Source organism: Microbulbifer taiwanensis, assembly GCF_014904815.1.
Taxonomy (GTDB): domain Bacteria; phylum Pseudomonadota; class Gammaproteobacteria; order Pseudomonadales; family Cellvibrionaceae; genus Microbulbifer; species Microbulbifer taiwanensis.
The window spans coordinates 12,366-26,917 of record NZ_JACZFR010000013.1 but is presented as its reverse complement, the minus strand read 5'-3'; the positions used below and the strand labels follow the sequence as shown (position 1 = coordinate 26,917).

Below are 14,552 nucleotides of genomic sequence, written 5' to 3'. Positions count from 1 at the left end.
TGGCTCGCGACTCTGGTCGCTTTTATTCGGCTTTGCCCAGCAGAGCGTAGTAGAAACCGTCGCCACCGTCGGGCTGCGGAAACAGCTGTACGCCCGCCGCCTGCGGCTCTCCCCAGGGCGCATCATTCAGCAATTGCGGCGTATTGTCGCTCGCATCCCCAGTCTCCGCAACGAAGCGCGCCACTACCTCGGCGTTTTCCGCTGGCAGTATCGAGCAGGTGGCGTAGAGCAGGGAGCCTCCCGGGCGGAGCAGCTTCCACAGGGCGCGCAAAATTCTGGCCTGCAGTTCGGCCAACTCGGCGATGTCCGCCTCGCGGCGCAACAGCTTGATATCCGGATTGCGGCGGATCACCCCGGTGGCGGAGCAGGGTGCGTCCAGCAGTATGCGGTCGAAGGGCTGGCCGTCCCACCAGGCATCGGCTTCTGCCGCATCGGCGCAGATCAGCTCCGCCTCGGCGCCGATACGCTCCAGGTTTTCCGCCACCCGGTCCAGGCGCACCTCTTCTATATCCAGGGCACTCAGGCGGATCGAGGGCTGCTGTTCCAGCAGGTGGCAGCTCTTGCCGCCGGGGGCGGCGCAGGCGTCCAGCACTCTTTCTCCGTTGCGCGGTGCCAGCAACAGTGCCGCCAGCTGCGCCGACTCGTCCTGCACACTGACCAGGCCATCGGCAAAGCCCGGCAGCTCATTGACCGCGCGGGCCTCGTCCAGCACAAGGCCGACCGGGGAAATGGCGCTGGGGCGGGCGGCGATATCCGCCGCATCCAGCTGTTGCAGATAGTCTTCGCGGGAAACCCTGGCGTTGTTGACGCGCAGGGTCATCGGCGGATTGGTATTGTTGGCGCGGAAGATATCGGCGGCGCGCTCGGGCCAGGCGGCCTTGATACGGCGCTGCAGCCAGCTCGGGTGCATGGAGCTGAACTGCGGGTTGCCGGACAGTTTGCGCTGCAGCTGTTCGCGACTGCGCTGGGCATTGCGCAGCACGCCGTTGATGACGCCGGTGGCGCGGTCCAGCTTCAGTGCGCGGGCCGCATTCACCGTTGCCGATATCGCCGCGTGATCGGGGATGCGAGTGTATTCCAACTGATAGAGGCCGAGCAGTATCAGTGCCTCCACCTCGATATCCGCCGGCGGCTTGCGCAGCAGCTTGTTGGCCTGCAGTTGCAGCCGCGGTGCCGTGCGCGCGCCGCCGTAGCAGAGTTCCCGCAGCAGCGCGCGATCGCGTTCAGCGACTTTTTCCTCTGCGCGCGGCAGCAGTCGCGACAGCGAGCCCTGGCTCTGGAGCAGGGCGGCGAGAACCCTGGCGGCCTCTGCGCGGACGTCGTTAGTCATCTATTGCCCCAGCCGGTTGCCGGGGGCAAACAGCTCCCGGTAGCCCTTGAGTATTTCCGCCACCGGCAGGGCCTTCTTGCCCGGCAGTTGCAGCAGCTGCAGGCGCAGTGCCCCGCGGCCGCAGGCGACCAGCAGGCCCTCGCTGTCGGCGGTGAGAATGGTGCCCGCTGCATCGCCGTGGCAGCCGTGCTCCAGTTGTGCGCTGTAGATGCGCAGTCGCCGCTCGCCCTTGTTGTCCGAGAAGGTGGTCCAGCAAACGGGGAAGGGATTGAAAGCGCGGATCCGGCGCTCCAGCTCCTCGGCCGGGCGGGTCCAGTCGAGCCTGGCTTCCTCCTTGCTGATCTTGCCGGCGTAGTTGGCCAGGGCGTCGTCCTGCATCCGCGGCACGGCCGTACCGGACGCCAGTTGCTGCAGCGCCTCCAGCAGCGCCGGGCCACCCAGTTCTGCCAGCTTGTTGTGCAAGCTGCCGCCTGTGTCCCGCGGGGAAATGGCGCAGCGGCTCTCCACCAGCACCGGGCCTGTATCCAGCCCGGCCTCCATCTGCATGATGGCCACGCCGCTCTTGGCGTCGCCGGCCTCGACGGCGCGCTGAATCGGCGCGGCGCCGCGCCAGCGCGGCAGCAGGGATGCGTGTACATTCACGCAACCGAGGCGCGGCGTATCCAGCACCACCTGGGGCAGAATCAAACCGTAGGCGACCACTACCATAATGTCCGAAGCCAGGGCCGCCAGTTCCGCCTGGGCACTCTCATCGCGCAGGCTCGATGGCTGGTAGACCGGAAGGGCGTGTTTTTCCGCCAGCGCCTTGACCGGGCTGGCGAGCAGTTTCTTGCCGCGCCCGGCGGGCCTGTCCGGCTGGGTGTAGACGGCGATGACATTGTGTGGGCTGTCGAGCAGTGCCTGCAGGTGCACGGCGGCAAAGTCCGGCGTGCCGGCGAAGATGATGTTCAGTGGCTGGGTCATAGACTCGGTGTGGAAGGGCCACCGGGGCGACCGGTGGCGGGAAACCTGGTTTGGAAACTGTGCGCCTAGGCGCGCTGGCGATGGGCCTTTTCCAGCTTGGAACGGATGCGGTTGCGCTTCAGCGGAGAGATGTAATCCACGAACAGCTTGCCGTTCAGGTGATCCACCTCATGCTGGATAATCACCGCCAGCAGGCCCTCGGCCTCGATCGCGAAGGTCTCGCCATCCCGGTCCAGTGCCTTGATACGCACCTTGCGGGGACGCTCCACCGTCTCGTAGAAACCGGGTACCGACAGGCAGCCCTCGTCGTACTGGTGGATCTCCTCGTCCAGCACCTCGATCTCCGGGTTGATGAACGCCAGTGGCTCGCTCTGGTCTTCACTCGCGTCAATCACGACAATGCGCTGGTGCACATTCACCTGGGTCGCTGCGAGGCCGACGCCGGGGGCGTCATACATGGTTTCGAACATGTCGTCGACCAGCTGGCGCAGTTCGTCGGTAACCTCGACTACGGGTTTTGCGACCTGGCGCAGGCGCGGATCGGGAAATTCAAGGATCTCGAGTTTGGCCATAACACCTGTGACAAACTTCTAGTATTCGTGGAACTTGCGCTGATAACATAATGATCGCGCTCAAATTTTGCCGTTTGGAGTCTAATTTTCCAATCGACTCCGGCCTGCCTCAGACAGGCCCGGCGCTGTGAATTATAGCGATAAAGAGCATAGGAATGCTTCCATGAAAAAAATTATTCTGGCCGCTGCCGCGTTGCTGGCGGTGACCTTTGGCATTCAGGCCCAGGATCAGGTGCCCCTCAACCCCGACCACCCGGATGTCTACGTGGTGCAGAGGGGCGACACCCTGTGGGATATCTCGGGCCAGTTCCTCGCCCAGCCCTGGCAGTGGCCGGAGATCTGGCAGGTCAATCCGCAGGTAGAAAACCCCCACCTGATCTACCCGGGCGACCGTTTGCGCCTGGTGTATGTGGAGGGGCAGCCGCAGCTGCACCTGGAGCGCGGACCGCGCGCCTACAGGTTGACGCCGGCCTCCGGCAGCAGCAGCCTGCACCCGCAGGTGCGCCGCGAGGCGGTGGGCGAGGCGATACCGGCGATTCCGCTGGACGCGATCAACGCTTTCCTGTCGCGCACCCGCATAGTGGCGCCGGATGCCTTCGAAGGTACACCCTATGTGATTTCCGGTTCCGACAACCACATCCTGATGGGGGCCGGAGACAAGATTTACGCCCGCGGCGACTTCCGTGTGCCCCTGGCCGCCTACGGCGTCTACCGCCCCGGCCCTATCTACGCGGATCCGCTGACTGGAGAAACTCTGGGTCGGCAGGCCCTGGATGTGGGTTCGGTCGACCTGTTCCAGTTGGATCCGGACCGCCGCGAGGAATTTGCCATTGCCACCCTGGAGGTCACCCGCACCGCTCGCGAGATTCGCCTGGAAGACCGGCTGCTGCCGGTGGAGGAGCGTTCCATCGCCGCGATGTTCCAGCCCGGGGCGCCGGCGGTACCGGTGGAAGGCGTTATCCTCGGCGTCGATGAGGGCGTGACCCAGATCGGCAAGTACGACGTGGTGGTGGTCAACCGCGGCGAGCGCGAGGCTCTGCAGCCGGGCCATGTGCTGGCGATCTACAAGCGCGGCGCCACGGTGCGCGATCGCATCGAGCGCGAGAGCGTCAAGCTGCCGGACGAGTACGCCGGAGTACTGATGGTGTTCCGCACCTTCGAGAAGATGAGCCTGGCACTGGTGCTGGAGGCGGAGCGCCCGCTCGCGGTGATGGATCTGGTGCGCAACCCCTGAGAATGTTTCACCGGCGGGCTTTTCTGTTTGGCCCGCCTTGCCCTGCAAGAACAGAATCGAACGGTAGATCGCATGGATGCGCTGACCGCCACACTGGCCCTGCTGCGACTCGAAGGCATGGGCCCCGGCCGCTACTGGCAGCTGATCGAACACTTCGGCAGCCCCCTGCGGGCGCTGCAGTCCCTCCCCGATACTCTATTGATCAAACTCCCCGAGCGCGCCCAGAGCCAGTGGCGCGATTTTGCCAGGCGCGGCGAGCAGAGCGAACTGGCCGCCTGGGCACAGGCGGAACAACAGCACTGCAAAGACGCCGGGATAAGACTGCTGGCATACGGCGAGGATGAATACCCGCGGCTGCTGGCCGAAATATCCCGCCCGCCGCCGGTCCTTTATATAAGGGGGGCCGTCGAGGCGCTGCACCTGCCGCAGATAGCGGTGGTCGGCGCGCGCCGCGCCAGCGCCGGCGGGCTGGACAATGCCCACGCCTTCGCGGCGGAGCTGGCCGGCGCCGGTTTCGCGATCACCTCCGGCCTGGCGCTCGGGGTGGATGCCGCCGCCCACCGCGGCGCCCTCAAGTCCGGCGGTATCACCCTGGCGGTACTGGGCACCGGCGTCGACCGGCTCTATCCGCGGCGCAATGCAGCACTGGCGGAAGAGATAGTCGCAAGCGGCGGCGCCGTTATCGGTGAGCTGCCCCTCGGCAGCGCCCCCGAGGCGGCCAACTTCCCCAGGCGAAACCGCATTATCAGCGGCCTGTCGATGGGGGTACTGCTGGTGGAGGCGGCACTGCGCTCCGGCTCACTGATTACCGCGAGACAGGCGCTGGAGCAAAACCGCGAGGTGTTCGCGATCCCCGGTTCCATCCACAGCCCGCTGGCGCGCGGCTGCCACCGGATGATCCGGGATGGCGCCGCGCTGGTGGAAACCAGCACCGATATAGTCCAGCAGCTGGGCGGCCTGTTGGCAGAGCCTAAGACAGCTCTGAGTGAACCGGCGCCGCAACTGGAGCCGCGCCAGCGGCGCCTGGTCGAGGCCCTGGGTGGGGATCCCCGCAGTATGGAGCAACTGGCACGGGATACGGGCGAGAGCGTCGGCGAACTGATGGCGATGCTGCTGCAGCTGGAACTGGCGGGATATGTGGAACAGCTGCCCGGTGGCTACCAGCTGACCCCGCGGGGCGCCGCCCAGTTGCAATTCGCGGAATAGACAAAATTTACCAGCCATAGATACAAGGCGGTGGTCCCGATACTGGCTGCCGTGGTTCCTGCACCGCACCCTGACCGCGGCAGGCCGGCCCAGCCTTGTCTAGGCTGGTACTATCCGCTAAATTGCGGCGCTCCCCGAGAAGCGCAATTGTCGCAATAACTGCGCTACCGCAAGACCCGAAGAGTCCCGATCCTTGGCAGAAAATAACCGTCACAGCCTGTATAGCACGGGTTTCTCCCTGGCCGGCGCCGTGCGCGCACTGGCTGCCGGTGGGGTCATCGCCCACCCCACGGAATCGGTGTGGGGGCTCGCCTGCGATCCCAACAATCCCGAGGCGGTTGCCCGCCTGTGCCGGCTGAAAGGGCGGCCCCTGGAAAAGGGACTGATCCTGGTTTCCGGCGACCAGCATCACTTCGATGCACTGTTGCACAATCTCACCGGCGACCAGCGCGCGCGTATCGATGAGACCTGGCCCGGCCCGGTGACCTGGCTGGTTCCGCATTTTGACCAGGTGGCACCCTGGGTCTCCGGTATCCACCACAGTGTTGCCCTGCGCCACACCGACCACCGCTTCACCGCCGCATTAACGCGCGCCTTTGGCGGTGCTATCGTATCCACCTCCGCCAATCCGGCCGGCTGCCAAGCCGCGCGGCACAAGTTCCAGGTGCTGCGCTACTTCGGCGACAGCCTCGATTTTGTCGGCGGCGGCAATACCGGCGGCCGCAGGGCGCCCAGCGAGATCCGCGATCTCGTCAGCGGTCGCGTCGTTCGCGCCGGCTGAGCCCGTCTTCGCCTGGCCCTCCGGGGCCTATCCTCTCCCGCATTACAAGAGCTGACCATGACTGACGCCAATACTGCATTTCCGACTCAGACCGTGAAAGACTATCTGCTGAAACTGCAGGACCGTATCTGTGCAGAGCTGGCGGCGGTGGACGGCAAGGCGTTTGTGGAAGATACCTGGACCCGGGAGGGCGGCGGTGGCGGCCGCACCCGGGTGCTGGAAAATGGCAGTGTCATAGAAAAGGGCGGGGTCAACTTCTCGCACGTGTACGGCGATAAACTGCCGCCCTCGGCCACGGCGGCGCGCCCGGAACTGGCCGGCCGCTCCTTCGAGGCGATGGGGGTTTCCCTGGTGATTCACCCCGAAAACCCCTATGCACCCACCAGCCACGCCAATGTGCGCCTGTTTGTGGCGGAAAAAGCCGGTGCGGAACCGGTGTGGTGGTTTGGCGGTGGCTACGACCTCACTCCCTATTATGGCTTCGAGGCAGATGTGGTGCACTGGCACAACACCGCGAAAAAAGCCTGTGAGCCCTTCGGTGAGGAGATCTATCCGCGCTTCAAAAAATGGTGCGACGAGTATTTTTATCTCAAACACCGCGATGAAGCCCGCGGTGTGGGTGGCCTCTTCTTCGATGATTTCAATGAGGGCGGCTTCGACAATGCCTTCGCGTTCATGCGAGCGGTGGGCGACAGCTACCTCGACGCCTATCTGCCGATCCTGGAAGAGCGCAAAGACATCGAATACGGCGAGCGCGAACGCAATTTCCAACTGTACCGCCGCGGCCGCTATGTGGAGTTCAACCTGGTCTACGACCGCGGCACCCTCTTCGGCCTGCAGAGCGGCGGCCGCACCGAATCGATTCTGATGTCGCTGCCGTCGCTGGTGCGCTGGCAGTACGACTGGCACCCGGAGCCTGGCTCGGCAGAGGACAGACTCTACACGGAATTTCTGCCGCACAGGGACTGGCTCAAGTAATCAGGGAGACTGCTGTGCACAAGGCGCGACTGGAAGATATCAACAAGCTGTTTCTCGAGTACCGTCGCCAGTTCGAGATTGGCGATGCGCAACAGGTTGCGGGCTTCTACCGCTTCCCGCTGCACTATTATCGCGAAGATGGCAGCAAGCAGGCAGTGGCCAGGGACGAGTTCGTGGGACAGGTGGCCAAGCTGTTGAATGCCTACCGCCGCCTCCAGGTCAGCCAGATAGTCGGCACTGTCACCGACGTAATCGAGCTGAATGACAACAGCAGCATGGCAACGCTGAACTGGACACTGCTGACGCCCCGGGGTGCCAAGAGCGCGGAACTCTACAGCTCCACCACCCGCTACCTGGTCACAGACTTGGCGGAGGGGTTGAAGATAGACGGGCTTATCCTGGTGGACGAGACCACGAAAATTCGCGGCGCGGTGCGCGCGCAGGGGGTGGCGAAGTGACGGACTGTTACGCGGTAGTCGGCAACCCCATCGCCCACTCGCTGTCGCCGCGTATTCACGGCGCCTTCGCCGCGCAGACAGGTGAGGATATCCGCTACGAAAAACGGCTGGTGGAAAAGGGCGGCTTCGCGGATTTCGCGCGGGATTTCTTCGCCGCCGGTGGTTGCGGCCTCAATGTCACCCTGCCGTTCAAACTGGACGCCTGCGAGTTTGCCGACACGCTCACCGAGCGCGCCAGAGCCGCAGGTGCAGTCAACACCCTGGCGTTACAGCAGAATGGCACCCTTCTCGGGGACAACACCGACGGTGCCGGCCTGGTCGCAGATATAAAAGATTACCTGGGCTGGGCGATCGAGGATCGAAAGCTGCTGTTGTTGGGCGCCGGCGGTGCCACCCGCGGCGCCCTGCTGCCACTGCTGGCGGAAAAGCCGGCGCAGATCCATATCGCCAATCGCACAGCGCAAAAAGCACAGCAGCTGGTGCAGGATTTTTCCGGCTATGGCCCCATTAGCGCCAGTGGACTGGACGCGGTGCCGGCGGGTTTTGACCTGGTGGTCAATGCCAGCGCCGCCAGCCTTGCCGGTGAACTGCCGCCGCTGTCGCCCCTTGTGCTGGCGACGGGGGCTTGGGCCTACGATATGGTCTACGGCGCCGAGCCAACGCCGTTTATGCGTTGGGCGGAGCAGTTGGGCGCCGAGACCGCCGATGGGCTGGGCATGCTGGTAGGGCAGGCGGCGGAGGCCTTTTACCTGTGGCGGGGCCTGCGCCCGGCAGTGGCGCCGGTACTGGAAATGCTGCGGGCGGAACTGCGCGACAAGCACCAGGCTGGCGCCAGATGACGCATCACCACCGAACGGTCACCGGCAGGTGCCGCGACCGTCTCGCCAGACTATTGTTCCTAGCGTGAACAGGCCCCTGCCTGGAGCTGCGGGTCCGTCGAAACCACCGGTGGAAAACACCGCAAAGTGCCGTACGGCGTACTTTTCCCCGGAGTTTTGGTATCCTCTCGCCCCTTAATTTGGGCCGGGTCGGGCATTTCCTGTGGCAAGACCCATTTCTTCCCCGCTGCGGCGCGCGTGAAACACTGGAGTTAACCGCAAGTGAATGAGCTTCCCTTCGAAAAAGTCACCATAGTGATGGGGTCCCGGTCCGACTGGCCGACCATGGAGATGGCGACCAAACCCCTCACCGAACTGGGGGTTCCCTTTGCCACCGCGGTCGTCTCGGCCCACCGCACGCCCCAGCGCATGGTGGAGTTCGCCACCCAGGCACACGAGCGCGGCACCAAGGTCATTATTGCCGGGGCCGGTGGCTCCGCCCACCTGCCGGGCATGATCGCGGCGCTGACCCCGCTGCCGGTGATCGGCGTACCGGTGGCGAGCAAGTTTATGACCGGTATGGACAGCCTGCTGTCGATTGTGCAGATGCCCAAGGGCGTGGCCGTTGCCACCCAGGCGGTGGGTGCATCCGGAGCCTATAACGCGGGTCTGCTGGCGGCGCAGATGCTGTCTGTGTCCGATGCGGAACTGCAGCAGCGCCTGATCGCGTGGCGCGAGAACCAGAGTGCAAGTGTCCCGTTCGACGTTGAATGATGTCTGCCGGAATAACGCCGTTGGCAAGTATTGAGGTTTAGCAGAGATGACAGTCAGGCGAGTTGGCATTGTGGGATGCGGCCAGTTGGCGCAGATGATGGCCCAGGAGGCGCGCCCGCTGGGTATCGAGTTCAGTTTCCTTGCCGAGGGCGACGAGAACACCGGCTGTGTGGACGGGCTGGGTAGCGTCGTGCACGCACGGGAAGGCGATGATATCGAATCGCTCTACCGCGCCATGGGCAGCCCCGAAGTCATCACCGCCGAGCGCGAACAGGTGTCGGTGGCGCTGCTGCGGGCGCTGGAAAAGTTCTGTCCCGTCTACCCGCGCCCGGATGCGTTCGAGACAACCCAGCACCGCGTGCGGGAAAAAACTGCGATCACCGCGGTCGGCCTGCCGGTGGCCCCTTTCCTGCCCGCCAATAACTACGACGAGATCTGCGCGGCAGTTCAGCAACTCGGTTATCCGTCGTTTATCAAAAGCTGTGAACACGGCTATGACGGCAAGAACCAGTGGCGGGTCGATAGTGATGAAGACCTGGCTGCCATCGCCGGCGTGCCCGAACAGGAATACGTGGTAGAGCAGGGGGTAAACTTCTCCCGCGAAGTCTCCCTGATCGGCGCCCGCACCGCAGACGGAAAAGTGGCGACCTATCCACTGGCGGAAAACGATCACTACCGAGGCACACTGCTGGTTTCCACGGCGCCGGCGCCGCATGTCAGCGAAGAACTGCAGCACACCGCCGAGGAATACCTGGCGAAACTGATGAACGCCTGGGACTATGTGGGCGTGCTGGCCATGGAGTGCTTCGTCACCGAAGATGGTCTGCTGATCAACGAGCTGGCACCGCGAGTGCACAACAGCGGTCACTGGACTCTCGCCGGTGCGGAAACCAGCCAGTTTGCCAATCATGTGCGCGCGATTCTCGGTATGCCCCTGGGGGAGACCCACTGCGAGCGCCCGGCGGTGATGATCAATATGCTCGGCGTCGACAAGAAGCCGGCACTGCCCAACGAGGGTGTCTGGTCCTACGGCAAGGCCCTGCGCCCCGGGCGCAAGATGGGACATGTGATTCTGCTGGACGACTCCCAGGAAGCGCTGGCCACGCGTATCGACAGCATGCTGGAAGAACTCTACGGTCCGTCCAAAAGACCCGCCTGAGTTTGAATCTCGTTCGCGGTCCTTACCGCGAGATCTGGCATACTGATGCCCGTTTGCCCCGCCGGGTTATTGCCCGGTGGGGGACAATAAAAGGAGGTATCGGTGCGAGAATTTGTTAAAAACCTTTCTGTCTGTTTTGCCGCTGGCTGCCTTGCCGGACTGGCCTATGCGCTGGGCCTCTGGGCCATGGGCCACTACGGTTTTACCCGCTGGCTCGGGGTCGATATTGCCCCCTATCTCTCCAACGCCTACCTCTACCAGCGCATCGTCTGGGGCGGCATCTGCGGTCTGATTTTCCTGCTGCCCTGGCGCAGGTCCTGGCTGGCGCGCGGTTTTTTCCTGTCGCTGATTCCCGCCGGCATTCTACTGTTGCTGCTGCTGCCGATGCGCGGTCTGGGTCCCGGCGCCGTGGCCCTGGGCATGCTGACGCCGCTGGTGATCATTCTCGCCTGTGGCCTCGGCGGCATAGCCGCCTCCGGCCTGTTGCGCGCCCAGGGCAGATAAGTTACAGCTCGCGGCTTTTCCAGCTGCCGCGGGAGAAGAGCCACAGGGTAAACAGCCCCACACAAGTCTCGGTGACGAATACGCCCCAGAAGACGCCGGAGTGCTGCCAGTCCAGCGGCACCGCAAGGTACCAGCACAGCGGTATCTGGATCAGCCAGAAGAACACCAGGTTGATCTTGGTGGGGGTGGCGGTGTCGCCGGCGCCGTTGAATGCCTGCACCGACACCATCCACCAGCCGTAGACGAAATAGGAGTAGGAGAGAATCCGCAGCCACTCGCCGCCGATGGTGATCACCGCCGCGTCCGCGGTGAAAATGCCCATCAGCTGCTCGTAGTAGAGGAAATAGGCCACCGAGACGCCGAGCAGGAAGACCATGTTATAGAGGCCGATCAGCCACACGGAGGACTCGGCGCGGGCCGGCTGCCCGGCACCCAGGTTCTGGCCAACCAGGGTGGCGGCGGCGTTCGACAGGCCCCAGGCCGGCATCAGCGTAAACATCATGATACGCACGGCGATGGTGGCCCCGGCGACGGCATCGTTGCCCACTTCGGCGAGGATCCGCATCAGGAATATCCACGAAGTCATGGCCACGATCATCTGGCCGATGCCGCCGAGTGACGTGCGCACAATTTCCAGTGCCACTTTGGCATCCCACACCAGCTGTGAGCCGAAAGCGCGGATATGCTTGCCGCCGCGGAAGAGAATCCACAATTGCATGGCGACGCCCACACTGCGGCCGATATTGGTGGCAATGGCGGCGCCCTCTATACCCATGGCCGGAATCGGCCCCAGACCGAAAATCAAAATGGGGTCGAGCAGCATATTGATGCCGTTGGCGATCCACAATACGCGCATGGCGATGGCTGCATCCCCGGCACCGCGGTAGACGGCATTGATCACGAACAGCAGCATGATCACGGCGTTGCCGCCCAGCATCCACTGGGTGTACCGGTATCCCTCCTCAAGCGCCCAGGCATCCGCGCCCATCAGTGCCAGCAATTCCCTGGCGTAAAAGATGCCGGCGAGCGCAAACGGCACCGAAACCAGCAGCGCAATAAAAATCGCCTGGACTGCGGCGAGACCTGCGTCGGCGCTCTTTTTCTCGCCGACGCGCCGCGCGACCAGGGCGGTGACGGCTGTGGCGAGACCTATACCGATGGCGTAGAGCAGGAACAGGTAGGTCTCGGTCAGGCCCACGGTGGCCACTGCCGAGGCACCGAGCTTGCCTACGAAGTAGATGTCCACCACCGCGAAGGTGGCCTCCATGACCAGTTCCAGCACCATGGGCACTGCCAGCAGGAATACGGCGCGGCGCATGCCGATACGGGTGTAGTCCGCCTCGGTGCCGCGAATAGCGTCCACTAGTTCGCGCCACAGGGAGCGTGCGGCTGCGGGGGCTGCATTGGTGGGGAGGGCGCTGGGTTCGGTCATGGTCGGGAATCCACCGGGTTGTCCGGGTAAAACTGGTGAAATACCTCCGGGCGGAATCCCGAGGGGATAAGGACTGGTCGAATCTGAAACGTGGCTATCGACAGCTCCAGGTCGGGAGACTTAAGCCGTCTTTGTGTCCGGGGTCAAGTCCCCCTACCGGGTCCGCCGGTTTTCATTCGCGATTATGCTCCGCTATCGAAGAGCAACTGCGCGGCCACACCGAACATCATGGCGGCCACAGCCAGATCGAGCAGGCGCCAGGTGGCCGGGCGCGCCAGCCAGGGGGAGAGCCAGGCTGCACCGATGGCGAGCGCAAAGAACCAGGTCAGGGAGGCGCTGGCGGCGCCCAGCGCGTAGGCGCCCGGATCGACCTGCTGGGCACCGAGGGACCCGATCAGCAGTACTGTATCCAGGTAGACATGGGGGTTGAGCAGGGTCACCGCCAGCGCGGTGAGCAGTACCGCATGGCGCGGCCGCGGCGCAGTCGACTCGGCCTGCTGCAGCCCCCCCGGGTGCACGGCCCGGCGCAGTGCACCCAGTCCGTAGCAGAGCAGGAAAGCCGCGCCGCCCCAGCGCGCAATGGCCAGCAGTAGCGGGCTTTGCAGCAACAGGGCGGCCAGGCCGAAGACACCGGCGGCGATCAGCATCGCATCACAGGCCACGCACAGGGTGGCCACCAGCAGGTGGTGTTCACGGCGCAGGCTCTGGGCCAGGACGAAGGCATTCTGCGCGCCGATGGCGATGATCAGTCCGCCGCCGACCAGCATGCCGTTGAAGTAACTCTGCCACATCTCCTTGTCTCTCCCTCTCGGATATCGGAAATGCTGGCGAGTCTGCCCGGCGAGCTGATATAAGATAAACAAATTCTGCTGATCAGATATTAGAGAAATCGATATGTTCGACTACAAGCTACTCTCCGCGCTCGCGGCGGTGGTGGAGCAGGCGGGTTTCGAGCGCGCTGCGCTGGCGCTGGGCCTGTCGCAGTCGGCGGTATCGCAGCGCATCAAGCTGTTGGAGGCGCGCGTAGGCCAGCCGGTGCTGGTGCGGGCCACACCGCCGCAGCCCACTGATCTGGGCCGGCGCCTGCTCAATCACGTACAGCAGGTACGCCTGCTGGAGCGCGACCTGAGAGGGCAGGTTCCGGCCCTCGACGAGGGCGATCAGCCGGAGCGCCTGCGTATCGCGATCAATGCCGACAGCCTCGCCACCTGGTGGGCGCAGGCGGTGGCCGGTTTCTGCACCGAACGCCAGGTGCTGTTGGACCTGGTGGTGGAGGACCAGGCAGTGGGACTCAAACGCATGCGCGCCGGCGAAGTGGCGGCCTGCGTCTGCGCAGTGGAGAGACCGGTAGCCGGCGCGCGCAGCATTGCGCTGGGAGCCATGCGCTACCGGGCGCTGGCCAGCCCCGGGTTTATTGCCCGGCATTTTCCCGCCGGGGTGACTCCCGAGGCACTGGCCCGCAGTCCCGCCATCGTCTTCGGGCCGGATGACTATCTCCAGCATCGCTACCTGGAATCACAGGGTATCGAGGGGACATTCTCCCATCACCTGTGCCCCTCCTCCGAAGGTTTTGTCCAACTCACATCGAGGGGCCTCGGCTGGGGACTGGTGCCGGAGTTGCAGGTGGTCGACGAGCTGGCCAGCGGTGAACTGGTGGAGCTGCTGCCGGGCCGCTCGCTGGATGTGCCGCTCTACTGGCACCACTGGCGCAACGGCGGCGAACTGCTGGCCGAGTTGACCGGCCAGCTTGTCGCGACCGCCGCAAAACTGTTGGTACCCTGAGCCGGCGGCCGTGCCAATGGCTTTGTGTCAGGCCGCGAACTCGATTTCCACCAGGCTGCAACGCTGTGTGAATCCCATGGCCCGCTTGATGGTCGGGTAGACGGAAGCGGTGGCGACACAGACACCCAGCTCGATACGCTGGCGTTTATTCAATTGCGCGTCGATACGCTCTTCCAGCAGCGGGTCGACATTGCGATAGCAGGCCACCGCCGTAGCGAAATCGAAGATATCCTTGAGGTTTTCCGGCAGGCGGCTGCCGCCCTGAAGGCAGGCCTGCACGACGGACTTGTCGATATCCGCCTCCAGCGCCATGCGCACGTTGAGCTGCAGGCACTCGCCGCAGTCGGCCACCTGCATCGCCGCCAGTTTGCTCACCCAGTAGATGTCCAGCGGCAGAAACTCCCGGTGGTAGGAGAGTGGACGGAAGTTGGCAAACTTCTCGAAGCCCTCCGGCGAGCTCAGCAGAAATTCCTTAAGGTAGTCCATATCGTAGCGATAGCGCCGGGAGAAGGTGTCCAGTTCCTGCAGGTGCTGTTCTTTGGTCATGGCTATGACTCCTCT

16 protein-coding genes are annotated in these 14,552 nt (G+C 64.1%); 10 read left to right on the top strand and 6 right to left on the bottom strand.

The genetic code is table 11. The annotated features are described in order from the left end of the window. Window positions 1–22 precede the first annotated feature (22 nt). From rsmB to def, 3 genes are all read right to left on the bottom strand, one after another. Complete coding sequence (gene rsmB / locus IG627_RS04785) at window positions 23–1,330, bottom strand: 16S rRNA (cytosine(967)-C(5))-methyltransferase RsmB (RefSeq protein ID WP_193190505.1); 1,308 nt, start codon at window positions 1,328–1,330, stop codon at window positions 23–25. Next, the gene (fmt, locus tag IG627_RS04780; RefSeq protein ID WP_193190503.1) at window positions 1,331–2,293 is read right to left on the bottom strand and encodes a methionyl-tRNA formyltransferase; all 963 of its coding nucleotides are present in this window, start codon (window positions 2,291–2,293) and stop codon (window positions 1,331–1,333) included. Window positions 2,294–2,358: 65 nt separating this feature from the next. Beyond that, a complete protein-coding gene (def, locus tag IG627_RS04775; RefSeq protein ID WP_193190501.1) occupies window positions 2,359–2,865 on the bottom strand; it encodes a peptide deformylase in 507 nt (168 codons plus the stop codon). Window positions 2,866–3,028: 163 nt separating this feature from the next. Here def and IG627_RS04770 point away from each other — a divergent pair, with 163 nt between their 5' ends. From IG627_RS04770 to IG627_RS04730, 9 genes are all read left to right on the top strand, one after another. Further along, the gene (locus IG627_RS04770; RefSeq protein ID WP_193190499.1) at window positions 3,029–4,099 is read left to right on the top strand and encodes a LysM peptidoglycan-binding domain-containing protein; all 1,071 of its coding nucleotides are present in this window, start codon (window positions 3,029–3,031) and stop codon (window positions 4,097–4,099) included. A 72-nt stretch (window positions 4,100–4,171) separates the two neighbouring features. Beyond that, window positions 4,172–5,305 carry a DNA-processing protein DprA gene (gene dprA / locus IG627_RS04765; RefSeq protein WP_193190497.1) on the top strand — a complete coding sequence of 378 codons (1,134 nt, stop codon included), beginning with the start codon at window positions 4,172–4,174 and terminating at the stop codon, window positions 5,303–5,305. 193 nt (window positions 5,306–5,498) lie between these two features. After that, a complete protein-coding gene (locus IG627_RS04760) occupies window positions 5,499–6,086 on the top strand; it encodes an L-threonylcarbamoyladenylate synthase (protein ID WP_226864726.1) in 588 nt (195 codons plus the stop codon). A 57-nt stretch (window positions 6,087–6,143) separates the two neighbouring features. Continuing rightward, window positions 6,144–7,064, top strand: a complete 921-nt coding sequence (hemF, locus tag IG627_RS04755; protein ID WP_193190489.1) for an oxygen-dependent coproporphyrinogen oxidase — start codon at window positions 6,144–6,146, stop codon at window positions 7,062–7,064. 14 nt (window positions 7,065–7,078) lie between these two features. Continuing rightward, window positions 7,079–7,522 carry a hypothetical protein gene (locus IG627_RS04750; RefSeq protein WP_193190487.1) on the top strand — a complete coding sequence of 148 codons (444 nt, stop codon included), beginning with the start codon at window positions 7,079–7,081 and terminating at the stop codon, window positions 7,520–7,522. Next, complete coding sequence (gene aroE, locus IG627_RS04745; protein WP_193190485.1) at window positions 7,519–8,361, top strand: shikimate dehydrogenase; 843 nt, start codon at window positions 7,519–7,521, stop codon at window positions 8,359–8,361. The genes IG627_RS04750 and aroE overlap by 4 nt, the downstream gene beginning before the upstream one ends. A 261-nt stretch (window positions 8,362–8,622) precedes the next feature. Continuing rightward, window positions 8,623–9,114, top strand: coding sequence for a 5-(carboxyamino)imidazole ribonucleotide mutase (gene purE, locus IG627_RS04740; protein WP_193190484.1), 492 nt, complete (start codon window positions 8,623–8,625; stop codon window positions 9,112–9,114). Between the two features lie 46 nt (window positions 9,115–9,160). Further along, window positions 9,161–10,273 carry a 5-(carboxyamino)imidazole ribonucleotide synthase gene (locus IG627_RS04735; RefSeq protein WP_193190482.1) on the top strand — a complete coding sequence of 371 codons (1,113 nt, stop codon included), beginning with the start codon at window positions 9,161–9,163 and terminating at the stop codon, window positions 10,271–10,273. A 102-nt stretch (window positions 10,274–10,375) separates the two neighbouring features. Next, on the top strand, window positions 10,376–10,777 hold the full coding sequence (locus IG627_RS04730) for a hypothetical protein (protein WP_193190480.1): 402 nt from the start codon (window positions 10,376–10,378) through the stop codon (window positions 10,775–10,777). A 1-nt stretch (window position 10,778) separates the two neighbouring features. Here the strand turns inward: IG627_RS04730 and IG627_RS04725 are convergent, their stop codons facing one another. Both IG627_RS04725 and IG627_RS04720 read right to left on the bottom strand, forming a co-directional pair. Continuing rightward, window positions 10,779–12,209 carry an MATE family efflux transporter gene (locus IG627_RS04725; protein WP_193190478.1) on the bottom strand — a complete coding sequence of 477 codons (1,431 nt, stop codon included), beginning with the start codon at window positions 12,207–12,209 and terminating at the stop codon, window positions 10,779–10,781. A gap of 182 nt (window positions 12,210–12,391) precedes the next feature. Continuing rightward, complete coding sequence (locus tag IG627_RS04720; protein WP_193190476.1) at window positions 12,392–13,000, bottom strand: LysE/ArgO family amino acid transporter; 609 nt, start codon at window positions 12,998–13,000, stop codon at window positions 12,392–12,394. A gap of 103 nt (window positions 13,001–13,103) precedes the next feature. Between IG627_RS04720 and IG627_RS04715 the strand changes: the two genes are divergently transcribed. Beyond that, window positions 13,104–13,991, top strand: a complete 888-nt coding sequence (locus tag IG627_RS04715; RefSeq protein ID WP_193190475.1) for a LysR family transcriptional regulator ArgP — start codon at window positions 13,104–13,106, stop codon at window positions 13,989–13,991. Between the two features lie 27 nt (window positions 13,992–14,018). On the opposite strand, the gene IG627_RS04710 is transcribed toward IG627_RS04715, so the two are convergent. Next, window positions 14,019–14,537, bottom strand: coding sequence for a hypothetical protein (locus IG627_RS04710; RefSeq protein ID WP_193190473.1), 519 nt, complete (start codon window positions 14,535–14,537; stop codon window positions 14,019–14,021). Window positions 14,538–14,552: the final 15 nt, after the last annotated feature.

Excerpts from the sequence above, each read along its gene's own strand:
- rsmB (WP_193190505.1), bottom strand. The coding sequence starts at position 1,330 with ATGACTAACGACGTCCGCGCAGAGGCCGCCAGGGTTCTCGCCGCCCTG.
- fmt (WP_193190503.1), bottom strand. The coding sequence starts at position 2,293 with ATGACCCAGCCACTGAACATCATCTTCGCCGGCACGCCGGACTTTGCC.
- def (WP_193190501.1), bottom strand. The coding sequence starts at position 2,865 with ATGGCCAAACTCGAGATCCTTGAATTTCCCGATCCGCGCCTGCGCCAG.
- IG627_RS04770 (WP_193190499.1), top strand. The coding sequence starts at position 3,029 with ATGAAAAAAATTATTCTGGCCGCTGCCGCGTTGCTGGCGGTGACCTTT.
- dprA (WP_193190497.1), top strand. The coding sequence starts at position 4,172 with ATGGATGCGCTGACCGCCACACTGGCCCTGCTGCGACTCGAAGGCATG.
- hemF (WP_193190489.1), top strand. The coding sequence starts at position 6,144 with ATGACTGACGCCAATACTGCATTTCCGACTCAGACCGTGAAAGACTAT.
- IG627_RS04735 (WP_193190482.1), top strand. The coding sequence starts at position 9,161 with ATGACAGTCAGGCGAGTTGGCATTGTGGGATGCGGCCAGTTGGCGCAG.
- IG627_RS04725 (WP_193190478.1), bottom strand. The coding sequence starts at position 12,209 with ATGACCGAACCCAGCGCCCTCCCCACCAATGCAGCCCCCGCAGCCGCA.
- IG627_RS04720 (WP_193190476.1), bottom strand. The coding sequence starts at position 13,000 with ATGTGGCAGAGTTACTTCAACGGCATGCTGGTCGGCGGCGGACTGATC.
- IG627_RS04715 (WP_193190475.1), top strand. The coding sequence starts at position 13,104 with ATGTTCGACTACAAGCTACTCTCCGCGCTCGCGGCGGTGGTGGAGCAG.
- IG627_RS04710 (WP_193190473.1), bottom strand. The coding sequence starts at position 14,537 with ATGACCAAAGAACAGCACCTGCAGGAACTGGACACCTTCTCCCGGCGC.